Below are 23,324 nucleotides of genomic sequence, written 5' to 3'. Positions count from 1 at the left end.
TTATGAGCCAAAATACGCTGAAAGTTAACGAGTTACATGACGATGCAGATTTCGATGAGAACGCCATGGAGGCTGAGTCATTCGATGAAAAAGCGCAGGTAGAAGAAGAGACCAGCGAGAATGACTTGGCGGAAGACGAGCTGTTGTCTCAAGGTGTTACCCAACGCGTATTGGATGCCACGCAGCTCTATCTGGGCGAAATCGGTTACTCCCCTCTGCTGACCGCAGAGGAAGAAGTTTATTTTGCGCGGCGTGCACTGCGCGGAGACGTGCCGTCCCGCCGCCGCATGATAGAAAGTAACCTGAGGCTGGTAGTGAAAATTGCCCGTCGTTATAGCAATCGCGGCCTGGCGCTGCTGGATCTGATTGAAGAGGGTAACCTTGGTCTGATCCGTGCGGTGGAAAAGTTTGACCCAGAGCGCGGTTTCCGTTTTTCCACCTATGCGACCTGGTGGATCCGCCAGACGATTGAACGGGCGATCATGAATCAAACCCGGACTATCCGTTTGCCGATCCATATCGTCAAAGAACTGAATGTTTACTTGCGCACCGCGCGCGAGCTTTCTCACAAACTGGACCATGAACCCAGCGCTGAAGAGATTGCGGAGCAACTCGACAAACCGGTTGATGACGTCAGCCGTATGCTGCGCCTGAACGAACGTATCACGTCTGTTGATACGCCGTTAGGTGGGGATTCAGAGAAAGCCCTGTTGGACATTTTGACCGACGAGAAAGACAACGGGCCTGAAGACACCACGCAAGACGATGATATGAAACAGAGCATCGTTAAATGGCTGTTCGAATTGAACGCCAAACAGCGTGAAGTGTTGGCTCGCCGTTTCGGCCTGTTAGGCTATGAAGCGGCTACGCTGGAAGATGTTGGCCGTGAGATTGGCCTGACACGTGAGCGTGTTCGTCAGATCCAGGTTGAAGGCTTACGCCGCCTGCGTGAAATTCTGCAAATGCAGGGCCTGAGTATTGAGGCACTGTTCCGCGAATAAACGCGTTATAGCTATAAAATAAAAGCGGTGAGCATTGATGTGCTCACCGTTTTTTTATGCCTGCGATTTGCTGTGATTGACGGCAATTTACTCTTGTTTAGGGTATAACGTCGTCGATATTTGCCCCTCACCCCAACCCTCTCCCACAGGGAGAGGGAGCCAGTACGGCGTTGTGGTTAGGTTTTAGAGGCGATCTGTGACACCGTCTGGATAATCAATGGTCAGCCAGCGATCGCTGCTCCCGCTCACCCCGACCCGCTCCCAAAAAGGAGAGGGGGTCAGTTCAGTGTTATGGTCAGGTACAGTGAGCTGTTTCCCGTGAACAAAAGGAGCTGATTCAGAGCCATGGTCAGGTAGGTTTCTGCAACTGATAGCGAACTCGGACGGTCCCCTCTCCCTGTGGGAGAGGGTTAGGGTGAGGGGTCACATGCCCAAATCAATGGAACAGCCTCACACCAGGCTTTTCAGCCGGTAGATCCACTCCAACGCCTGGCGTGGCGAAAGAGAATCCGGATCCAATGTCTCCAACGCTTCCACCGCCGGTGAAACCTCTTCGTTCAACAGCGTCATTTGGGTCGCATCCACCGTACCTGCCGCCGTCTGGCTGGAGAGACTCTCCAACTCACGTAACTTCTGGCGCGCACGTTTGATCACATCACGCGGCACACCGGCCAATGCTGCCACCGCCAAGCCGTAGCTTTTACTGGCAGCGCCATCTTGTACGCTATGCATAAAGGCAATGGTATCGCCGTGCTCCAGCGCATCCAGATGCACGTTCACCACGCCCTCCATTTTCTCCGGCAAGGTGGTCAGCTCAAAGTAATGGGTGGCAAACAGCGTCATAGCCTTGATGCGGCTGGCCAGGTTTTCTGCACAGGCCCAGGCTAAGGAAAGCCCGTCGTAGGTGGAGGTGCCACGGCCAATCTCATCCATCAGCACCAGGCTGTTTTCCGTGGCGTTATGCAGGATATTGGCGGTCTCGGTCATTTCCACCATAAAGGTTGAGCGGCCAGAGGCCAGATCGTCTGCCGCGCCTACGCGGGTAAAGATTCGATCCACCGGCCCGATGGTGGCTTTTGCCGCCGGTACATAGCTGCCGATATGCGCCAGCAACACAATCAGTGCCGTTTGCCGCATATAGGTACTTTTACCGCCCATATTCGGGCCGGTAATGATCAGCATACGGCGCTGTGGTGAAAGGGAAACCGGGTTGGCAATAAAGGGTTCGCTCAGCACCTGTTCCACCACCGGGTGGCGGCCATCGACTATGCGAATGCCGGGCTGCTCACTGATGGTCGGACAGGCGTAGCTCAGCGTTTCGGCACGTTCTGCCAGGTTGGCTAACACATCCAGCTCGGCCAAGGCTCCGGCGCTCTGTTGCAGTTGCTCCAGATGCGGCAGCAGCAGATCGAACAGCTCGTCATACAGCCCTTTCTCGATCGCCAAGGCTTTCCCTTTAGAGGTCAGCACCTTGTCTTCATACTCTTTCAGCTCGGGAATGATGTAGCGTTCCGCATTCTTCAGCGTTTGGCGGCGCACATAGTGGATCGGCACCAGATGGCTTTGGCCACGGCTGACCTGAATGTAGTAACCATGCACACCGTTGAAACCCACTTTCAGCGTATCCAGACCCAGCTTCTCGCGCTCGCGGATTTCCAGACGATCCAGATAGTCGGTGGCACCGTCGGCCAGCGCCCGCCATTCATCCAGCTCTTCGTTATAACCCGGGGCAATCACGCCACCATCACGGACCAGCACCGGTGGGGATTCCACAATGGCGCGCTCCAGCAGTGCCTGTAGCTCGTCAAATTGACCGACCTGTGACAACAGCTTTTGCATCTGTGGTGCATCAGCATTTTCCAGCAGGGCGCGGATATCCGGCAACTGTTGGAAGGCGTGGCGCATGCGGGCCAGATCCCGTGGGCGAGCCGTGCGCAGTGCCAAACGGGCAAGAATACGCTCCAGATCGCCAACTTGACGCAGGGGCTGCTGCAAATCACAGCTCAATGGCTGCAATGCGGCGATGGCCTGCTGGCGGTTGTTCAGCACCTGGACGTCGCGGGTGGGCATATGCAGCCAGCGTTTGAGCATGCGGCTACCCATGGGGGTAACGGTACGATCGAGGATGGCGGCCAGGGTATTTTCACTGCCGCCGGACAGATTCTGGGTGATTTCCAGGTTACGGCGAGTGGCCGCATCCATAATGATGCCGTCTTGCTGGCGCTCCATGGTGAGGCCACGGATATGCGGCAGCGAAGTACGCTGGGTATCTTTAACATATTGCAGTAGGCAGCCCGCTGCGCGCAGCGCCTGATGGGCCTGCTCCACGCCAAAGCCGGTCAGATCGCGGGTGCCGAACTGCAGATTCAACTGCTGGCGTGCGGTGTCCAGCTCAAATTCCCACAGTGGGCGGCGGCGCAGGCCGTGGCGCTGTTCGATCAGCGCCATTTGCTCGAAGTTTTCCGGGTAAAGCAGCTCTGCCGGATTGGTACGTTGCAGCTCTGCCGCCATGGTTTCAAGATCTTCTGGCTGGGCAACGCGGAAGCGGCCGGAGCTGAGATCCAATGTGGCATAGCCAAAGCCGCGGCCATCCTGCCAGATGGCGGCCAGCAGGTTGTCCTGGCGCTCTTGCAGCAGGGCTTCGTCGGTGATGGTGCCAGGGGTAACGATGCGCACCACTTTACGCTCTACCGGGCCTTTACTGGTGGCAGGGTCGCCAATCTGTTCACAGATCGCGGCCGATTCCCCAAGCTGTACCAGCTTGGCTAGATAGTTCTCCACCGCATGGTGGGGGACACCTGCCATTGGGATGGGTTCACCCGCGGAGGCACCGCGTTTGGTCAGCGAGATATCCAGCAACTGAGAGGCACGTTTGGCATCGTCATAGAACAGCTCGTAGAAATCCCCCATTCGATAGAACAGCAAGATCTCCGGATGCTGCGCCTTAAGGCGCAGGTATTGCTGCATCATTGGGGTATGCGAATCGAGTTTTTCGGTGCTAGTCATAACGTTACCGTTTCCAATCCATTGAATTTAAAGTTGATTGTGATATTCGTTGTCGTCATTGGGTATCACGTCGCCTCATTAAAAAACCGCCAAAACGTTCAGGATGAGCAACAGCAAGCGCTGCTCAAATAAATCAATCGGTTGGTCAAGAGATCGAGCATATATGACAGGCAAACAGGCTGGCAAACCTTTGTCGTTCAAAGCCTGCGTAATGACGAGATTGGCGGATAAAATACACGCAAAACCCGGCAAGATCCTAGGTTTACATGCTGCAGCATCAAGATCTTTTTTCAGCCGCTATACTAGCCCAGTAGGCAATAGGCTGTCACAGCCAAAAATTGGAAGCATTACGCAAACTGCGCCTGTAATAGACTGAATAGGTTACATCGATGAGGTTAAACAGCGAGGAAAGGGGGCTAAAAGAAGCAAGCCGTTGCATTAGAGAAGAGAACATGAGGCCCCAATGGTTGGCTATTTCCGCAATACTGCAGTGTATAGCCTACTAATCCGGTCGTTGGGACGGCATCGCTGTCAATCCCAGCGTAGGGATATCTCTTGCCAGTAGCAGAAGACATTTAGTTCTACGCAAAGCCTATGGGCAAAATAGCGGTCGTGCTCAGCGAGCAAAATCGAATAAAGTGCGCTTTATCATAGTGCTTCCTTGCGGGCATGAAAGGCCCTCCAACCCCGCCCTATATCCTGTATGGCTGCTTGGCGGCTATATCTTTTGGGTCAGAACTTCTTTTTGTTGAAGATTGGTGGGTTTTGATATCTACCTGTCCCGATGAACGGCCATTTACGCGCGAAAGCGTTCTACTTATCAATATAAAAATCAAAGCGTAAAAATACGCATTGATTGGGTTAGACATCCGGATTGAAAATTAATTTGCTGGGTTGTATTGAATGTCATGCTTTATTGTATTGCCGTTCATAACGGATTTAAATGGGAGTTTTCTCTTTGTTTTTTCTTTTTGTCTTATAATTAGTTGCATGCTTGAATAAATCCATCCATAAGCGATTATAAAATATGGGGAATGTTTGTCATGATGTTTAATGGCTATTTTAAACAATAAAATTGATTGACGATAATAATTTTATAAGAATATACTGATAAGGCTGGGTGTAAAAGAATGTCATGACTTTATCCAGGTGATGAGAGAGTTGTTTACATAAATAAAAGAGCCAGGAATTAATTTTGGTTTGCTCTACCTATGGTATTAGAACCTGGATATATATTAAAGACGATATTGGGTCGCCAGTCCTTGGTGCTCCTGAATGCTGCGCGTTCCAATATGGATGGATTATTTTTACCAGGAGGTAAGTATTCCAATGATTCTAATAGACTCAGACTATTCCTGCTCGTTAAGCAAAATAACCTTTAAATCACTCATCGATTCCTTAAGGTGTGAGCCAGCCCCTGCTTTGCATTATGGCGAGGGTTCAATCGCTTTTGTTGATGGGGATTCGGCTAATATCTATTGCGTCGTCAAGTCGGTTTACGAGTTACGCAAGAACAGCGAAGTTGTTTATATGGTCACGTTGCTGTCAAAAGATAAAGAGTGCTCCTCGGTGATCAGGCATTTATCTGATTACGTGGTGGATAAAAAAATCACCTATGACGATCTGCAACGGCTGATCAGCACCATGGTTACGGCAAAACCCAAGGCGTTAGCGGATAATGTTTTTGGCGATATCTGGGGGGACATTTTGAAGTCTTCTCAGAAAGAATATCTGGTTCTGAAGCTGTTGCTGGATGGCCACAGCCAATACCAAATAGCCAAAATGTTAAACTTATCGATAAAAACCATCAGCGGCTATAAGGTTAAGGCGATAAAAAGACATGGGGCAAGAAACTTCAACGAGCTCTACATGTTAAAGCTAAGCAATAATGCTTGATATCACCTAATAGACAGTATCCTTGGCGTTTAGGTTAAGCAATAGGGTGACATGTTGCTGAATTCCATCCCAGCCATGAGGATTTAAGTCCTGTAAGAATCATTAATAAACTTAAAAATTAGAATTTAAACCTATAAATAACGTAATTTCAGTTATAAATAACTGCGTGGTAACTTTTCCTGTAACTTAAGGCTCAGATTGATGTGGGGCGCCGTTTGCCGGGTTTAGGCCTGGCAGGCGCAACGTCAATCCTGAGCAGTAACGATAAGTTCAGCACCAGGTAGGCATCGGCAAAACCCTTAAGGGGTTTGGCCTCTGACGTCAGTTAACAATGAATAGGGTTATCTTGGATAGCCTTAGGCCTGGTGCTTCACCAAATTCAAGTATTACTTTTGCAGGAAGTCACCCATGTTTTTATTTGACACGAGTTACCCATGCCCTTTAAATAAGGTCGCCTTCAATTCAATTATCGAGTCCTTAAACGCGGAATCAAACTCAAGCTTGCGTCATGATGAAAGTTACGTTGCTTTTGTTGATGGGGACTCAAGCGATATATACAGCACCATAAAAAATATTTATGGCCTGAAAAAGGAGAATAAAACGATTTATGTCATTACGCTGCTTTCCAAAGGTAAAGAGTGTTCTGCGATGGTCAAGCATTTATCCGACTTTATAGTCGATAAAAAAATCGCCTATGCCGATCTGAAAAACCTGGTCAGAGCTATGGGCTCAGCGCAACCTAAGACGGTAGCGGACAATATCTTTGGCGATATTTGGGGGGAGGTCCTGAAGTCGTCGCAGAAAGAGCACCGAGTATTAAAGCTATTAGTGGAGGGGTATTCTCAATCACAGATAGCCAAGATGCTGCACCTGTCGATAAAAACGGTCAGTGGCTATAAAGCCAAGGCGGTAAAACGACATGGGGCAAGAAACTTCAATGAGCTGTATATGCTTAAGTTCGGTAATACTCATGTGCAATAAACCGCTAAACACCTGTGCGATGGCGTTGGATACTATCCTTCAGCCATCGCACTCGCCGAGTGGGAAGAGAGAGCGCTTTACTGTTCTGTCATGAATTGGCTTATTATTGGCTTTGGATGCACATCATCACCGGCGAAAAGTCATTCCACAATAAATAGCCATCTCCCACTTCGGTGATCCTCAGCTGCCTGGCTTTCACCGAAAAATCAAAAATGGACTGGTTAAACAACTCATTCGGCATATTATCGCTGGCATTTTTATTGACATCCACCAGCTGCAAGGCGAGGTGACCATTACCTTCATAACGATATTCAAAATTGACATTACGCAGAAGATTATACTTTACTGCGCCAGCGCTATCCCTGACCGTAGCGGAGATATGCATTCTCCCATGGTTGACGCCATCAATATGCAAACTCATGACGCCTTGGGTTTGCAAGTCGCTCTGTACCAGGAAAAAGGCGGCACAGCTCACTTTTGGACCTTTCTCGGTAACGAAAAATTTATGCATCAGGAGGTTGAATAACAGGGCTGCCGCGACCAAGGCGAGAGCAACCAACCCGAAGAACTTGCCTGAGCGATTATTTAGCGAAAGCATAGACGGCCTTACAGTCAGAGAAATGAGACAGGGTATGGTCACTATTGGTGCAACGGGTTATGAATGCTCTGCCAGATTGTTGGTAGGCATAGTGTTCGCCTGAGTGAAAAATGAACACCTCATTGTTAACGCATGGAGCATGCACGGCAGCCAACTCTTCGGCCAGTTTTTCCTTGCGTGCAGCGACGTCAGGCGAGCTAGCGCTAAGCGCATAGAGGGGGCAGGTCGCTATATTGCCAATTTGATACAACGTAGACTTTGGGAAACTGTAATCCAGGTGGCCAGTAGCGGAACGGAAAGGTTGCAGAACCAAAAAGGTTGAGATGATCAAGCTGATGGCGAGCAACGCGGTTTTATACCCTGTGCGTAGCCTTGATTGCTTTATTGTAGGCTGAACTTCGGTGTTCGTGGTTTCAACGCTCTGCGGTGTTTCCTGTTGGTAAGAAACCGATTCCCCAGAGATATAAAACCCGACTCGAGGTATGGTTTTAATGATCTCTTCTTCACAGCCTAACTCACTCAATGACTTACGGATCAGCGAAATATACTGATTGACCGAGTTATTCGAAGGTTCCAGACCATATTTATTCCAGATATTATTGAGTAATTCTTCCCGGCTTACCATTTTATCGGCGTTTTCCAACAGGTAGGTGAACAACCGAGTCGGAATGGTAGTAAAGGAGAGCCTTCTTTCGGGCTGCGCAATGTTCCACATCGCACCATCTTCGCTTCTGAACGCAATCATGTTAAAAATTGTAAAGACCATGTCCCCCCCTGTAGGTAAGACCTGACTACACCTGATTAAACCAGCCTACTCTGCTGTCAGATTACAGTACAGCGTCGCAATCTCACAATCTTATATTATAGCCGATATTGTCCCCAGCTTGAGGCATGACGGGATGTGTGTGGGGGGGGACGCTCAACTCGCAACGGGAAGTTGCATAGATGTAAAAAATAGATCGTTAATGTCTTTCATGCTGAAATGAACATTTCATTGCTTTTTTTTCTAGCAATAAATGCTTATTTAAAATACTAAATTTAGATATTTCCTAGTGTATACATAGGCTTGCTGAGTTATTCGTTGAGGTGGTTTTTTTTATAAGACAGCAAGAAGAAACAAAGAGGAATGTCCTATATAAGTATTTTCCTCTGACGGTATTATAGCGCCAATCCTAAGCAACGGAATTATTGTTGGGTAGTGATAAAAGGCGTGGCAGTGTATTTCACAGTCCGCCTAATATTTTAGTTAATATATAAATCATAGGAACGGATTTCATGAAAGTTAAAGCAATTGCAATGATCATTGGCGCTTCCCTGGTGGCTAGCACGGCTTACGCAGCTAACCAAGGCGAAGGCAAGATCACCTTTACCGGTTCTATCACTGATGCACCTTGCTCTATCGCAGCAGGTTCACTTGATCAGGTTATCCCATTGGGTGCCGTGTCTAACGTTGCTCTGGCAGCTAACAATAATACTGGTGTCTCAACGCCAGAAGCTTTCAGCATTGAGCTGAAAGATTGCGTCATTGCTACTGCAGGCACCAAAGATAAAGTCTCTGTGACCTTCACCGGCACGGCTTCTTCATATGATGCTACCAGTCTGGGTCTGATCGGTACTGCTGAAGGTGCTTATATTCTGATGTCTCAGGCTGACGGTGCCAAAGTGGCTCTGAACACCCCTACCGCAGCTCGAACTTTGGTTAATGGTACCAACAACTCCCTGAGCTTCACTGCTGCTCTGAAAGGTGGTGGCGAAGATGCTGTGATCAAACCAGGTAGCTTCCAGGTTCCAACCAACTTCGTACTGTCTTATCAGTAAGTCTGTTGCGTAGTGCTGAACAACCTGCGGCGGCTCTGCCGCAGGTTTTTTTGCGACTCATGGAGCTGTTAATGAAATGGACTTATGACGTTTCACCTTGTGTGGTGCCTTCCCTGTTGATGTGTTGTGCCCTGGCGTTCTCCGGGAGTGCATTTTCCGCTGATGTGCTGGGGCAGGGGCGCGTCAGCATGGAAGGCGCCATTGTTGAGACTCCTTGTGCAATTGAAGTCGGGGACCGTGACCAGACTTTGGTAATGGACACCCTCCCGGTCAGCCAACTGATCCGGGATGGTCGCGGGCCAGATAAAGATTTTGCCATCCGCCTGGTGGATTGCGTGCTGGTACGTGTTGATGCGAGAGCTCCCGATTGGCAGCGCTTTCAGGTGACGTTTGACGGTGATGACGATCGCGGTCATTTCGGCGTGAGCGGAGAGGCGAGCGGCGTGGCGTTGATGATACGTGATGCCAGAGGCGAGGTGGCAGCACCAGGGGATGCCATGCTGGCCAGCGCCATGGCCCCAGGAGAGATGCAACTGCATTACACCCTGAACCTGGTGGGTAACCAACAGACGTTGCGGGCAGGGGATTACCGTTCGGCTATACGGTTCAGAATGGATTATTACTAAAGGGACTCTTTTCATGGCGCGTTATTTTTCCCGCTCCCTGCTTGCCATTTTGTGTCAAGCCAGCCTAGGCAGCAGCGTATTGCTCGGTGCGGTGAGCGTGGTCCAGGCAAAAGATATCCAGTTCAACACGGATGTCCTGGATCTCAAAGATCGTGACAACATTGATTTAGGCCAGTTTTCGCACCAGGGCTTTATCCTGCCGGGCACTTATGACCTAGCTTTGAGCCTGAATAATCAGGTGCAACCTGCACGCCCGGTAACGTTCCTGGCGCCGGACGACGATCCGAAAGGCAGCCAGGTCTGTCTGAGTAAAGAGATGGTGGACCAGTTGGGTCTGACCAAGGCCGCATTGGCAGGGTTGACCTGGTGGCATCAGGGCGAGTGTCTGGATCTGGCTAGTCTGGATGGGCTTCAGGCCCGTACCGATCTCGGGACCAACACGCTGTACCTCAGTATCCCGCAGGCTTATCTGGAATACAGCAGTGCGAACTGGGATCCGCCTTCGCGCTGGGAAGAGGGGATCCCGGGCATTTTGCTGGATTACAACCTGAATACTCAGGTTCAACGCAAGAGCCAGGACGGCACTCAGGATTACAACCTCAGCGGTAATGGGGTGGCAGGAGCCAACCTGGGGCCGTGGCGGTTGCGGGCCAGTTGGCAGACCAGGATCGACCATCAGAGTGATTCGGCAAAAGAGAATACCCGCAGTTTTGACTGGACACAGTACACCGCCTACCGGGCGATTGCACCGTGGCGCGCCAAGCTGACGTTGGGGGAAGATTTCCTGAATTCCGACATCTTCGACAGCTTCCGTTTCACCGGGGGCAGCCTGGTCTCTGATGACAACATGCTGCCACCGAATCTGCGTGGTTATGCGCCAGAAGTGACCGGTGTGGCGCGCGGCAACGCCAAGGTCGTTATTAGCCAGCAGGGGCGGGTGATCAAGGAAGTCCTGGTCGCCTCTGGGCCATTCCGTATCCAGGATCTGGATAGCGCGGTCTCTGGCGCATTGGATGTGCAGGTCGAAGAGGCCGATGGCAGCGTGCAGCGCTTCCAGGTGGATACCGCCACCATTCCATACCTGACACGACCCGGGCAGGTGCGTTTCAAGCTGGCGGCAGGCCGTCCATCTGACTGGCAACATAAGGTTAATGGGCCGATGTTTGCCACGGGGGAGTTCTCCTGGGGCGTGAGTAATGGTTGGTCGCTGTACGGCGGCGGGCTGGGAGGTGATGAGTACTCGGCCCTGTCACTGGGGATTGGGCGTGATTTGATGGCTTTTGGGGCCTTGTCTGCGGACGTGACGCAGTCCCGGGCTCGGCTACCGGATCAAGGCACTCAGCAGGGGGGCTCCTACCGCCTGAGCTACTCGAAGCGTTTTGATGATACCGGGAGTCAGGTGACGTTTGCCGGTTACCGCTTCTCCGACAGTGGTTTTATGTCGATGGCGGACTACCTGAGTGCCAAGGATAACGCCAATCGGATAGGCCCTGGGCGTAGCAAGGAGATGTACACCCTGTCCTTCAGCCAGCAGTTCGAGTCGCTGGCGATGAGTGGGTACCTTAACTACAACCATCAGACCTATTGGAACCAGGCCACCAGCGACCGTTATGACCTAACGGTGGCACGTTACTTTGATATTGGCCGTTTGCGTAACGTCAACCTGTCGCTGACGGCCTACCGCAACAACTTCAGCAACACCAAGGATGACGGCATGTATCTGTCGCTGTCCATGCCATGGGGAAGCAGCGGCATGCTGGGCTATAACGGCTCTTATGCTGCGGGTGACAATACCAACTCGGTCACCTATTCCGATCGGATCGGTGATACCGATAACTATACGGTCCGAGCTGGGATGGCGAATAGCGATGCTGATTTCAGCGGCTATTACTCACACCGTGGCACCCTGGCACAGGTGAATGGCATGGCCAGTTACCGCTCCGGGCAGTATAGCTCGGCAGGAGTGTCGATGTCGGGCGGAGCTACCCTGACGGGTGAAGGCGGCGCTTTACATCGTACATCGATAATGGGTGGGACGCGGATGCTGGTTGATACCGATGGTGTAGCAGGAGTGCCAGTAGGCGGTTATGGCAACACGGTCAACTCCAATATCTTCGGTAAAGCGGTAGTGGCGGATGTGAACAGTTATTACCGCAGCAGCGTACGTATCGACGTAGACAAACTGGCCGACAACGCCCAAGCCACCGGCTCAGTGCTGCAAGGCACGCTGACCGAAGGGGCCATTGGCTATCGTCACTTTGAAGTCGTCGCGGGTGAGAAGGCGATGGCGGTAATACGTCTGGCCGATGGTTCGGTGCCGCCTTTCGGTGCCACGGTGCTGAACGCCAAGCAACAGGAAACCGGCATGGTGAACGATGCAGGCAACGTCTACCTCAGCGGTATCAAGCCGGGTGAGACCATGACGGTGCACTGGAACAGTGCCGAACAGTGCCGCATTACGCTGCCGAAAGAAATACCGGCGGGAATGACCGCCAACCTGCTGTTGCCTTGTGTAAACGGATAACGGCAGCGAATTAAACCCAATGAACAGTAAAGGGCGTCGTCGCCTGCTGGCTTAAGAGTCGGCAGGGATGACGTCTGATAGGAAGAGTAAAGGTAATGATGATGAAAAGATTTTTAGTGATGAGCCTGTTGGCGGGTGCCACGGTGGCCACCTTGGTTCCGTCTGCACAGGCGGCTATTTCCCTGGATCGGACCCGCGTGGTGTTCCCAGGGAATGAAAAGTCGGTGAGCCTGACCGTGCGCAATCAGAACCCTGAATTGCCTTATCTGGCACAGGGCTGGCTGGAAGACGCACACGGCACCAAGCTGGAAGGGAACAGCGCGTTTACCGTGCTGCCACCGGTACAGCGTGTCGAACCCAAAGGGCAGACCCAGGTAAAAATCCAGGCAACGCCGGGAGCCAACATGTTGCCACAGGATCGCGAATCGCTGTTCTTCTTCAACCTGCGGGAAATCCCGCCGAAAAGCGACAAGTCGAACGTATTGCAGATAGCGCTGCAGACGCGCATCAAGATGTTCTATCGCCCGGCTGCACTAGCCGAAGCGGCGGCCAAGCAACAGGCGACGCCGTATCAGGAGCAACTGACGCTGAGCAAAAAGGGTGACCAATACACCGTCAACAACCCAACGCCGTATTTTGTGACGTTGATTGGTGCCAGCGCCAGGAAAGAAGGCGAAGTGGTGAAAGGTTTTGAACCGGTGATGGTGCCACCAAAGGGCAGCGTCAAGCTGGGCGGCAGTGCGGCGGCGTTAGGGGCGACCCCGGTGCTGGTGTATGTCAATGACTACGGCGGTCAACCGGCGCTGACTTTCAAATGCAGTGGCAGCAACTGCCAGGTGGATGAAAGCAAGCGCGACAAATAATCACCCGGCGTCAGTGGTGGTGATGGGCGGTGCCCGGCGGGCATGAACCGTGAAGGACGAACAAGGAAAACAATCATGGAAAAGAGAAGACTGCCCGGCAAGACGGCAAAGTATTCCGTCCTGAGCGGAATGGTACTGGCTGCCTTGCTTTCTCCCTTGGCACAGGCCGCAACGGGGTTGATTGACGGTGAACACGGCGTGCTGCGCGTGTCGGGGGCGCTGACCGAAAGCGCCTGCCGCCTGGAGATGAGCAGTGCCGACCAGTCGGTCGAGTTGGGTGATGTGGGAACAGGCCGCCTGCAACACGTGGGCGATCGCGGCACGGCGGTGGCGGTACAACTGCGTTTGCAAGACTGCCTGCGCAGCGCGGCCAACAATCGTGATCAGCAGGGCAACCTGACCTGGAGCACCAACCAGCCTGCGGTGTCGTTGACCTTTACCGGCGTGCAGGATAACTACGAACCCAATCTTTTCCTGGCGAGCGGTGTGGGCGGTATGGGGCTGCGTCTGACGGATGCCTCCCGCCGTGACGTTGTGCCGGGGTTGGCCGGACAACCGCAGTTGCTGACACCTGGCAACAATGTACTGACCTACTATATCGCGCCGGAGCGCACCGAGGCGCCGCTACAAGCGGGCGCGTATCTGGCCCATGTCAACTTCAGGCTGAGCTATGAATAAGTTGGTTTATCGGCCCAAGGGCCGCTCCGCTCTCAGGAGTTTTTGGCGTACTGCTATCGGTACGGTGGGGTGCCTGGCGTTGTGCCTGGCTGCGGCACAGGCCAGCAACCAGCTTGCGCTCACCATCAAAGGGATCGTGATGACGGGCCCCGCTTGCATAGTGAATGGCAACACCGCGATTGACGTGAACTTTGGCAGTGCCTTGCAGACCACCAGCATTGATGGCAACAACTATGCCACGCCGGTGCCGTTTTCTCTGAGCTGTACCGGCAGCACTTCCAGCTTGCGTCTGCGGTTCCAGGGATCGGTCAGCGGCTTTGATCCTGACGTGTTGGCAACCAACTTTACGGATCTGGGGATCAAGCTGTTGAAACCGGACAACAGTGCGTTAGCGTTGGGTGAATGGTTTACCTTCAGCTATTCGGCCACGCCGCCTGCCATCAGTGCCGTGCCGGTGAAACGGGCGGGGTCCATTCTGCCTGGTGGGGTGTTCAACAGTACGGCAACGCTGCTGGTGGAGGTGTTATGAAACAGCTAACAGCGGTATGGCCTGTCCTGGCCCTGACGATCGCTCTGGGTTGCGCGTTACCGGCGCAGGCCGTGGACGTCAAGTTCAGCGGCACCCTGGTGGTGCCACCGCCTTGCGTGATTAACAGCAACAGCGATATTTCCGTGGATTTTGGCAACGATATGCTGGCCGGGCGGATAAATGGGGTGAATTACGAACAGCCCATCACTTATACGTTGGACTGCACTGAAGCGACCTCTGCCACGTTGAAACTGCAATTTCAGGGCGGTGGCGCAGGTTTTGATGCCAGCGTGCTCGCGACCAGTAAAGCCGATCTGGGCCTGGAACTGCGCAGTGACGGCGTCAAGCTGCCGATGAATACCTGGCTCAATTTTACCAACCCGGCTCGTCCGGTGCTGACGGCCGTTCCGGTCAAAGGTAGTAGCCTGAGTGGCGGGACTTTTACCGCAGCGTCGACGCTGGTCGTGGATTATCAGTAAGGGATGACCGATGAAAGCAAAATATGTCGCGCTTGCCGCAGGGCTAGCCATGATGGGCCTGATAGCTCAATCGGCGCATGCCGTGCAGGTGAACTTTCAGGGCGGCCTGGTGGAGGCGTTGCCTTGTACCATCAATAACGGTGGGCTGATCGAAGTAGATTTTGGCGACAATCTGGTGATCCGCAATCTCGACGGAGTACGTTACAGCAAGCCGATACCTTACCAGATTGATTGCAGTGCGGCAGGGGTGGTCAGATTGAGTATTAAGGGGGAGCCGAGCAGTTTTGACAACACGGCCCTTCAAACCAATCTGACGGGGCTAGGTATCCGTATTCTGCTGGGTGGTGGGGTGCCTTTCTCTTGGCAGTACACGCATTTTGAGAATGTTGACGTGCAATCTCCCCCGGGACTGTCCGCAGTCCCAGTGGCCGATCCAGCGCAGCCACCGAGCCCGGGAGCATTTACTGCCCGAGCCACGCTGCTGGCCGAATATCAATAGGAGCCGTTTGATGAAGCAATGGCAAGCGTTACCACGGATCGGTCTGGCACTGGTGTTGACCTGCCCGTTTTTATTCTGCGCACCGGCACAGGCGGTCGAGAACGTGGAATTCAGAGGCGCGCTGGTGAATGCGCCCTGTACCCTGCGCCCGGGTGACGAGGCGATAGAGCTGAATTTTGGCACGTTGGTTAACAAGTTCCTTTACACCAATACGCGCAGCCCAAGCCAGACGTTCTCGTTGCATCTGGATGACTGTGATACGGCGGTGGCAACGGGAGTGAAGCTGAGCTTTATGGGCACCGAGAGCACGGCATTGCCAGGGCTGTTGGCGCTGGATGCTGCCAGCGTGGCCCGCGGAGTGGCGGTGGGGATGGAAACAAGCGCTGGCCAGGCATTGCCGCTGAATGTCCAGGGCTCCACCACGCCACTGACGCAGGGCAACATGGTGATTGCGTTGCAGGCCTACGTGCAGGCAGAACCTGCAGCCAAGGCCAACCAAGGGATAGTAGAGGGGGCATTTACAGCCACCGCGACCTTCGCGCTGGAGTACCAGTAGCACGCCGTGCCGCCGCATAGCGGCCCCTTCCTTTCCTGTAATCGAGACTAACTTTATGTACGACATCGTTAAACGAATGAAATCGCTAATTGCTTTACTCTGCCTGATGACCAGTACGTCCAGTTTTGCTGCGTTCGTCATCACCAGTGCGCAATTCGACCAAGCAACACAAGAGCTGTTCTTCACCTATACCGACGGTGTCGAACAATTCGATACAACAAGCATCCGCCCGGGCACGACCTCGTTCTTTGACGTGTGTGTGACAAAAAATAATGTTGGGTGGAATGCCTATGCTACAGATACGTATTGCGCCTTTAGTTATTCTACTCAAACCTACGCAAGTAATTACTATTACTGGTCGGATTTCCAAACGGAAGTAATGAAGAGAACGGGGCTCGGATCCGGCGGGAGTTGGAAGGGCAAGGCCTGGCGTGTCAATGCGAATACAGGAAACACTCGCACCTGTGTTGTCTATGAAGGTCCTAACAGCCGGAATGCGAGACTGACAACTTCGTGTGTAAATACTGTTCTCAGGCCCTTCACCACCGGGTGTGATATAACCGGGCCCACAGTTCTCGACCATGGCTTGGTGGACAGCACTGCCATTGCAGGGAATATCGCCAGCCTCACGGCGACGATAACGTGCCCGACTCCAGCTAAAGTTGTGATAACTGTACCCGCGCTATCGGATAACACCACCGGTTTAGGCAATGGAATACAATCGACTATCACCATCAATGGTTCGAAATTCCCACCGCCAATCACCATTAATGGTTCGGCAGATGTGAAGATTGAATCGACTCTAGCCCCCACGGGTGGGACCGTCAAGGCTGGCGCGTTCAGCGGGTCTGCGGTTGTTGTGGTGGATGTGCTGTAGGTTAGCCGTACCAAACCACGGCGATGCCATCACCGGAGGAAAGAGATTCTTTCCTCCGGTTTTCTGTTTTAGCCATTCGATGCCAGCTTTAAAGCGTGTCCTCCACAAAGCGAAACTCGTTTACGTCAAACAGCCCTTTGCTGGTCATATCGAACGCTCCATCTCCGTATCGCAGCATTTCACTTACGTGCACAGTAAAATGACGGCACCTGCCCGGTAGAAAAAACGTACCCTTCTTTGGTGGCAGGGTAAGCGGTGAAGTCGAATTTTAGTCCCGGTTCCAGGTAAAAAAGAGGGAGGTAACGGGCGAGATCTTTGCTGTCACTGTTGTCGGCCGGTGTGGTCACCGCTGAAATTGACTTAAGATGATAAACTTGTTTCATCTGATTGAAATCAAAATAGCTTTTTCTGCTGACGCTGGTGGTCTTGTCGCCCTGCTTAAGGGTGCCCTTCAGGCTGACAATGCCATTATTACCCTGGAAGATAAAGTTAACCATGAGGGCCAGCTCCGCATCATCTTTGTGAACCAGCAGCATGGCTTCGCAGTTAAAATGTGTTTGCTGATATTGGCTATAGAGGCGGTATGCCCCCAGCGCGAGCAACAGGAACAACAAAGAGAGTAGTGTAAATACGCCGAACAGTTGAGGCTTATTCATTATGCTGCCACTCCAGATAATATTCAGAAATACAGAGATTCTTTGTCCCTGAAGCAAATGGCCATTCGCAGCGAATAACTGAGGCTCGTGGAACCAATGGGTTGGCGGTAAAGTAGACAACCTCCTGTTTTTTGCAGGTGAAGTTGTTCTGCGCAATAAATTGCATGTAGGACTGCAACGATGTCTGGCCGCTGTGGAGATAGACAGAACACTGTTCTATATTCCCTACGAAGTTAAAAGTAGAGAAGAAATTCTTGTTCTCTGAGCTATTCCATGCAGCTAACAGCGCAATACCGACACCAAAAGAGAGACTAAGCAATATTGCCCACACATAGCGAGGCCGAGAGGATGCTTTTTTATCCACTTTGCTGGGGGTTGGCGGTTGGTTTTCCTCTACGCTAGGTATTTCTTCGGCAGAGGTTGTTCTTATGTCCGGTATTATTCTGGCAACCGGAACCATTGAGGGGATGGTAAGGCCCTGGCGGGGCACTGTTTTTATCACTGCTTGCTCATAGCCGGCAAGCTTTAATCCTTTACGTAACATAAGGATGTTTTGGTAAAAGGTATTGTTAGACACCTCTAAACCATTTTTTTGCCATCCGGCTTCAAACAGATCCCGCTGTGGAACCAGTTCACCTTGTTGGCTTAATAAGAGCTGAAGGCAGCGTGAGGCTGCGATAAATAGCGTGATTTTCTCACCGTTGATACGAGAGTAAAGCAAGTTTTCCTCAGGCCAGAACTCAACGCTGTCACCGATGAGATAATAATAACCGCTACAGTTACTAGTCATTCCTTTCACTTCCTTGTTCAAAATCACGAGCGTTATTAAAACAAAAAATAACGGACAGCATACAATTTATTAAATGAGATTTTTCTTGTTGATTGCTAATGCATCACCGTTGAACCGCCAGGATCCAGGCTGCTCCTGGGTTTGCGTTATAAAACTTAGCAAGATTTTTCTGATTAGTAAATTGATTAATGCCGATTAATGCTCAAATATATCGCTCTAGGCATCTTCTTAAGGTTAGTTGATCTTAAGTGAAATTTTTCTCACTGCTATGATTTTATTGGTTTTTTTATATTACTTAAATGAAATTTCACAGGTTGATATAAATTGATTATGGCATTTTGGCGTCGGTCGCTAACATGCATCCAACTTTTCAGCGATAGTGGCGGGAAGCAGATGTACGATAGCCGACATGGATTTGGCGATAAGTTTGGTAGCGTTATGGACGACGGGTACGGTGTGAGCGAATATAATTTCGATTTTCATAGTGAAGATATAACTGAGATTTCGTTCCATATCTCCAGCAATAATAGCTACTTTTTACAAGGTATCAGATGCAGCTTGCTTAAGTTACAGCAGCAGCATAGTCATGTTGCCTTTGAACATTCGATATCGGATGGTTCGGCACGCAGTGCATTGCTGATTAGCGAAATGATACGTGAAAAGAAAAGCCGAACGTTGATGGTGGTGATTGCCAGTACTGCGTTATTGAACATATTGTCGCTAAGCATTGAGCAACGCTACAGAGACCGGGTTGTTTTTATTGCGGCCAATGAGTGTTCTAATGCTCTGCTGACACAGATTGCCGATTCACCAAATACAACATGGGCAAAACGCGACAAATTTATCCCTAAAGGGACCTTGGCTGCGTTAAGCAACAGAGAAAAACGGATTTGCTATTATCTTTTTCGCGGTTACACGCCAAAGATGATTGGTGCGATTTTAGGGATTAATATTAAAACGGTCAGCAGTCATCGCGTGTCCGTTATGAAGAAAATTGGTTGCACCAATAAGATAGGGTTATATAAGACCTTGCGGGTCTATTACGGTACCAGCGTAGAAGGCTGACCGTTATAACCTACCTTGAGTGCCCTAAGTATAAAAAATGAAGCACGTCCCCATTGGATATTGGGCGGGCGCTTCATGTTTTTTGCAGTCCCCAGACCATGCTTGGCATGGATGGTTATTAGTTGTTTATATCAATTTATTTAATAAAGGAATAGAAATATGAAACTGAACAAATTCATGGTTGCCGCAATCGCTTTGGGTTTTGTTTCTGCTGCCAATGCTGCACAGGACGCGGGCCATGGCACAATCGAATTCTACGGTTCCATCATTGATGCACCTTGCTCTATCGCCCCAGGCGATGACAACCAGCGTATCCCAATGGGCCAGATCGCTAACGTGGCACTGAAAGACGGCGGTAAATCTACCCCTGAAAACTTCTACATCCACCTGGAAAACTGTGATGCATCTACCCTTAAATCGGTAACCACCACCTTCACAGGTCCAACTTCTGCAGGTAACGCCGATCTGCTGGGCATCACCGGTACTGCACGTGGCGCTAGCCTGGCTATCACCGACGGTAGCGGCACACTGATCAAACTGGGCCAGGCAACTGCTCCACAGGGCATCCAGGATCAAACCAACATCCTGAACTTCTCTGCTTACCTGCAGGGCGACATGGGTGTAGACGGTAAAACTGCTGCAACAATCGTCCCAGGCGACTTCAGCACCACTACTACCTTTACCCTGGCTTATCAGTAAGTTTTAACCGGTCAAGCGGTCACACATGCGGGGAAACCCGCATGTTTATTCTGAAGGTCATGGTGTCGAAGGGAATTAACAGCGTGAACAAAATGGAATATATCGTGGCGAGTTGCCTGCTCAGCGCTCTGTTTAGCGTAACCGCAACGGCGGATACGTTTTTGGGACGGGGCCGTGTCGTCATGGAAGGCAGCATTATTGAAACTGCCTGCGCCATTGAGATGAGCAGCCGTGAGCAAGTGATTGAGATGATCACCGTTCCTACGTCACAGATTGCTCTTGATGGGCAAGGTATCGCTAAACCTTTTGTCATTCGATTAATTAACTGCACCTTGCCACGCTTCGATCCCACAATGCCCGATTGGCAGGCATTCCGCGTTACCTTTGATGGTTTGAAGGATGGCGCCTTACTGGGTATTGAAGGCGAGGCCCAAGGCGTTGGGCTACAGATCAAAGACCAATCAGGCAACATCGCATTACCCGGCGTAGCTATGCCCCTGGCAGAGTTAAGCTCCGGAGATAAGCTGCTGCAATACACCATAAACCTGTTGCCGAATCACCAAATACTGCGAGCCGGTGAGTACCGTTCCACCGTGCGTTTCAAAATGGATTATTACTGATAAACGGAATTTTTATCGATGGCCAAACCTGTTGCGAATTCTACTTTCCGGCTGCGCGGATTGTGGGTCTGTATTGCTTTATCGCTGGGAAGCCCGGTTTATCTTACGCATGCCGCAGATGATATCCAGTTCAATACCGATGTGTTGGATATTAAAGATCGGGAAAATCTCGATCTCAGTCATTTCTCCCGTGGCGGCTATATTATGCCAGGGACTTACACCATGGCGGTGTTTCTCAACCGGCAGCAAATAGCGGAGCGTTCAATCACCTTCGCACCATCTAAAGCAGATCCTAAAAGTAGCGAGCCTTGCCTGACGCCTGAACTGATCGAGCTATTTGGCCTGAGAGACAGCGTGCTTAAGGACATTGTCTGGGAAGACGATCGGCAATGTATCGATCTGCAAAGTATCCCAGGATTGACGGTTCAGGGCGATCTGGCGACGTCGTCCCTACAGCTCAGCGTGCCACAAGCCTATCTTGAATACAGTTCTGAGAATTGGGATCCGCCTTCCCGTTGGGATAACGGCATTACCGGTGCGTTGTTTGACTATAACCTGAATTTCCTGACCACGCGCCAGCAGCACCAGGATCAGGCCTATAGCCTGAGTGGTAATGGGACCACCGGGGCCAACTTTGGCCCTTGGCGTCTGCGCGCGGATTGGCAGTTGCAGATGCGGAACCAGTCTGGCAGCAACGGCGAAAATAGCCTGGATTGGAGCCGTTATTACGCTTATCGAGCCTTGCCCAAGCTGCTTGCCCGCCTGACGCTGGGAGAAAATTTCCTCAATTCAGATATTTTCGACAGCTTCCGTTTCACCGGCGTTACGCTCAATACCGATGACAACATGCTGCCACCTAACTTACGCGGCTATGCCCCGGAAGTGAGTGGCGTCGCCAAAAGTAATGCCAAGGTGACCATTAGCCAGCAGGGCCGGGTGTTGTATGAAACGCAGGTCGCGCCAGGCCCGTACCGCATTCAGGATTTGAATGATGCGGTTTCCGGCCAACTGCAGGTTCGCGTTGAGGAGCAGGATGGCAGCGTGCAGGAGTTCACCGTGAACACCGCCAGCATCCCTTATCTGACCCGTCCAGGTTCGTTGCGCTATAAACTCGCGGCAGGCCGGCCAAGCGATTGGAAACACAACGTCAGCGGGCCACTATTCTCCACCGGCGAGTTCTCCTGGGGGGTTAGCAACGGCTGGTCACTGTACGGTGGCGGCGTAGGGAGCGACGACTATAACGCGTTGGCGTTGGGGGTTGGCCGCGATTTGATGATGCTGGGCGCACTGTCGTTCGATGTCACCCAATCCCGCGCTAATTTGCCGCAGGAGAGCTCGTTGTTTGGTAACTCTTATCGCCTCAGTTACTCCAAACGTTTTGACGATTATGACAGCCAGGTGACGTTCGCCGGCTATCGCTTCTCCGAACGCAACTTTATGAACATGAGCGAATTTTTGGACGCTCGGACTACCGGTTACCGCACCCAGAGCAGCAAGGAGATGTACACCGTTACGTTCAATAAGCAGTTTGTCGAGCTGGGTCTGAGCACGTTTATCAACTACAGCCACCAGACCTATTGGAACGACAGTGCCAACGATCATTACAACCTGTCGCTGGCGAGATACTTCGATCTGGGCAAGTTCAAGGATCTTAACCTCTCGTTGACCGCCTATCGCAACAAATTTAACGGCACCAACGACGACGGCATGTATCTGGCGATCACCATTCCCTGGGGTCACTCCAGTTCCATCACCTACAGCGGGTCATGGGATCGCAATGAAAATACTCACCAGGTGGGTTATTTCGGCCGTGTGAATGACGCCGACTCCTATCAGATCAGCGCAGGCGCTGCTCGCCAAGGCGCGGTTGCCAGCGGTTACTACACCCACTTGGGCAACGACGCGCAAGTGAGTGCCAATGCGGGTTATCAAGCAGGGCGATCCAGTTCTCTGGGCCTGATGCTGCAAGGTGGGGTGACGGCGACCGGGGAGGGCGTGGCTATGCATCGGATTGGCATGCCAGGCGGAACGCGCATTTTACTGGATACCGACGGGGTAGCAGGCGTTCCTGTGCGCGGCTATGGTGCCACCACCTTATCCAACCGCTTTGGTAAAGCTGTGGTGTCCGATCTCAACAGCTACTACCGCAACCAGGTCAGCATCGATCTGAACGCACTGGACGACAAAACCGAAGCGCTCAGCTCGGTGCAGCAGGCGACATTGACCGAAGGGGCGATTGGTTTGCGGCGTTTCGAAGTGGTGGCTGGTGAAAAAGCGATGGCGGTGGTTCGTCTGGCTGATGGGTCATCACCGCCTTTCGGTGCCACGGTACAAAATAGCAAGAAACGGGACGTTGGCATTATCAACGATGACGGCAGCGTTTACCTGAGTGGTATTCAGCCCGGCGCCAAGATGACCACCAATTGGAATGGCATCACCCAGTGCGAAATAACGCTGCCAATGCATATCCCACAACACGGGACACAGAATTTACTGCTGCCTTGCCGGCCCATCGCCGCAGGGGAAAATCCGGAAACGGAAAACAGAAGCTGAACGGAAAAAG

22 protein-coding genes are annotated in these 23,324 nt (G+C 51.8%); 17 read left to right on the top strand and 5 right to left on the bottom strand.

What is annotated here, in order from left to right; all coding sequences use genetic code 11:
- The first annotated feature begins 2 nt into the window (after positions 1 to 2).
- Entirely contained in the window at positions 3 to 1,001 is a 999-nt protein-coding gene (gene rpoS, locus ACMV5I_RS03875; protein ID WP_024484093.1) for an RNA polymerase sigma factor RpoS, read from the top strand.
- 450 nt (positions 1,002 to 1,451) lie between these two features.
- Here rpoS and mutS read toward each other — a convergent pair whose 3' ends face one another.
- Positions 1,452 to 4,007, bottom strand: coding sequence for a DNA mismatch repair protein MutS (gene mutS, locus ACMV5I_RS03870; protein ID WP_024484094.1), 2,556 nt, complete (start codon positions 4,005 to 4,007; stop codon positions 1,452 to 1,454).
- Positions 4,008 to 5,282: 1,275 nt separating this feature from the next.
- On the opposite strand from mutS, the gene ACMV5I_RS03865 reads away from it, so the two are divergent.
- Complete coding sequence (locus ACMV5I_RS03865) at positions 5,283 to 5,903, top strand: helix-turn-helix transcriptional regulator (RefSeq protein WP_414823723.1); 621 nt, start codon at positions 5,283 to 5,285, stop codon at positions 5,901 to 5,903.
- A gap of 408 nt (positions 5,904 to 6,311) precedes the next feature.
- Positions 6,312 to 6,884 (top strand): helix-turn-helix transcriptional regulator, encoded by a 573-nt coding sequence (locus tag ACMV5I_RS03860; protein ID WP_202810454.1) that lies wholly within the window; start codon positions 6,312 to 6,314, stop codon positions 6,882 to 6,884.
- Positions 6,885 to 6,987: 103 nt separating this feature from the next.
- Here ACMV5I_RS03860 and ACMV5I_RS03855 read toward each other — a convergent pair whose 3' ends face one another.
- On the bottom strand, positions 6,988 to 7,482 hold the full coding sequence (locus ACMV5I_RS03855) for a hypothetical protein (RefSeq protein ID WP_202671552.1): 495 nt from the start codon (positions 7,480 to 7,482) through the stop codon (positions 6,988 to 6,990).
- Complete coding sequence (locus ACMV5I_RS03850; RefSeq protein ID WP_414823722.1) at positions 7,466 to 8,248, bottom strand: winged helix-turn-helix domain-containing protein; 783 nt, start codon at positions 8,246 to 8,248, stop codon at positions 7,466 to 7,468. The genes ACMV5I_RS03855 and ACMV5I_RS03850 overlap by 17 nt, the downstream gene beginning before the upstream one ends.
- Positions 8,249 to 8,757: 509 nt before the next feature.
- Between ACMV5I_RS03850 and ACMV5I_RS03845 the strand changes: the two genes are divergently transcribed.
- The 10 genes from ACMV5I_RS03845 (at position 8,758) to ACMV5I_RS03800 (ending at position 16,931) form a co-directional block, all read left to right on the top strand.
- Positions 8,758 to 9,300: a fimbrial protein gene (locus ACMV5I_RS03845; RefSeq protein WP_121608762.1), complete on the top strand. Its 543-nt coding sequence runs from the start codon at positions 8,758 to 8,760 to the stop codon at positions 9,298 to 9,300.
- Between the two features lie 71 nt (positions 9,301 to 9,371).
- A complete protein-coding gene (locus tag ACMV5I_RS03840) occupies positions 9,372 to 9,926 on the top strand; it encodes a fimbrial protein (protein ID WP_237734141.1) in 555 nt (184 codons plus the stop codon).
- A 13-nt stretch (positions 9,927 to 9,939) separates the two neighbouring features.
- On the top strand, positions 9,940 to 12,450 hold the full coding sequence (locus ACMV5I_RS03835) for an outer membrane usher protein (RefSeq protein WP_414823721.1): 2,511 nt from the start codon (positions 9,940 to 9,942) through the stop codon (positions 12,448 to 12,450).
- A 101-nt stretch (positions 12,451 to 12,551) separates the two neighbouring features.
- Positions 12,552 to 13,313 carry a fimbria/pilus periplasmic chaperone gene (locus ACMV5I_RS03830; protein WP_202810452.1) on the top strand — a complete coding sequence of 254 codons (762 nt, stop codon included), beginning with the start codon at positions 12,552 to 12,554 and terminating at the stop codon, positions 13,311 to 13,313.
- 75 nt (positions 13,314 to 13,388) lie between these two features.
- Positions 13,389 to 13,991 carry a fimbrial protein gene (locus ACMV5I_RS03825; protein WP_121608764.1) on the top strand — a complete coding sequence of 201 codons (603 nt, stop codon included), beginning with the start codon at positions 13,389 to 13,391 and terminating at the stop codon, positions 13,989 to 13,991.
- Complete coding sequence (locus ACMV5I_RS03820; protein WP_414823720.1) at positions 13,984 to 14,520, top strand: fimbrial protein; 537 nt, start codon at positions 13,984 to 13,986, stop codon at positions 14,518 to 14,520. The genes ACMV5I_RS03825 and ACMV5I_RS03820 overlap by 8 nt, the downstream gene beginning before the upstream one ends.
- Positions 14,517 to 14,999, top strand: a complete 483-nt coding sequence (locus tag ACMV5I_RS03815; RefSeq protein ID WP_121608766.1) for a fimbrial protein — start codon at positions 14,517 to 14,519, stop codon at positions 14,997 to 14,999. The genes ACMV5I_RS03820 and ACMV5I_RS03815 overlap by 4 nt, the downstream gene beginning before the upstream one ends.
- A gap of 10 nt (positions 15,000 to 15,009) precedes the next feature.
- Positions 15,010 to 15,498: a fimbrial protein gene (locus ACMV5I_RS03810; protein WP_121608767.1), complete on the top strand. Its 489-nt coding sequence runs from the start codon at positions 15,010 to 15,012 to the stop codon at positions 15,496 to 15,498.
- Between the two features lie 10 nt (positions 15,499 to 15,508).
- Complete coding sequence (locus ACMV5I_RS03805) at positions 15,509 to 16,054, top strand: fimbrial protein (protein WP_414823719.1); 546 nt, start codon at positions 15,509 to 15,511, stop codon at positions 16,052 to 16,054.
- Positions 16,055 to 16,109: 55 nt separating this feature from the next.
- Complete coding sequence (locus tag ACMV5I_RS03800; protein WP_284122603.1) at positions 16,110 to 16,931, top strand: PapG chaperone-binding domain-containing protein; 822 nt, start codon at positions 16,110 to 16,112, stop codon at positions 16,929 to 16,931.
- 179 nt (positions 16,932 to 17,110) lie between these two features.
- Here ACMV5I_RS03800 and ACMV5I_RS03795 read toward each other — a convergent pair whose 3' ends face one another.
- Entirely contained in the window at positions 17,111 to 17,587 is a 477-nt protein-coding gene (locus tag ACMV5I_RS03795; RefSeq protein ID WP_202671558.1) for a hypothetical protein, read from the bottom strand.
- Positions 17,580 to 18,377 (bottom strand): winged helix-turn-helix domain-containing protein, encoded by a 798-nt coding sequence (locus tag ACMV5I_RS03790; protein ID WP_414823718.1) that lies wholly within the window; start codon positions 18,375 to 18,377, stop codon positions 17,580 to 17,582. The genes ACMV5I_RS03795 and ACMV5I_RS03790 overlap by 8 nt, the downstream gene beginning before the upstream one ends.
- 393 nt (positions 18,378 to 18,770) lie before the next feature.
- Here ACMV5I_RS03790 and ACMV5I_RS03785 point away from each other — a divergent pair, with 393 nt between their 5' ends.
- The 4 genes from ACMV5I_RS03785 to ACMV5I_RS03770 all read left to right on the top strand — a co-directional run bounded on the left by ACMV5I_RS03785 (position 18,771) and on the right by ACMV5I_RS03770 (position 23,314).
- On the top strand, positions 18,771 to 19,442 hold the full coding sequence (locus ACMV5I_RS03785) for a helix-turn-helix transcriptional regulator (protein ID WP_162304332.1): 672 nt from the start codon (positions 18,771 to 18,773) through the stop codon (positions 19,440 to 19,442).
- Between the two features lie 159 nt (positions 19,443 to 19,601).
- The gene (locus ACMV5I_RS03780) at positions 19,602 to 20,141 is read left to right on the top strand and encodes a fimbrial protein (protein ID WP_121608773.1); all 540 of its coding nucleotides are present in this window, start codon (positions 19,602 to 19,604) and stop codon (positions 20,139 to 20,141) included.
- Positions 20,142 to 20,182: 41 nt separating this feature from the next.
- Entirely contained in the window at positions 20,183 to 20,761 is a 579-nt protein-coding gene (locus ACMV5I_RS03775) for a fimbrial protein (RefSeq protein ID WP_237734139.1), read from the top strand.
- Between the two features lie 18 nt (positions 20,762 to 20,779).
- Positions 20,780 to 23,314 carry an outer membrane usher protein gene (locus ACMV5I_RS03770; protein WP_414823717.1) on the top strand — a complete coding sequence of 845 codons (2,535 nt, stop codon included), beginning with the start codon at positions 20,780 to 20,782 and terminating at the stop codon, positions 23,312 to 23,314.
- Positions 23,315 to 23,324 lie beyond the last annotated feature (10 nt).

This window comes from Serratia sp. T13T92 (genome assembly GCF_047530105.1).
Lineage (GTDB): Bacteria > Pseudomonadota > Gammaproteobacteria > Enterobacterales > Enterobacteriaceae > Chania > Chania fonticola.
This window is presented reverse-complemented; position numbering and strand designations above follow the sequence as displayed.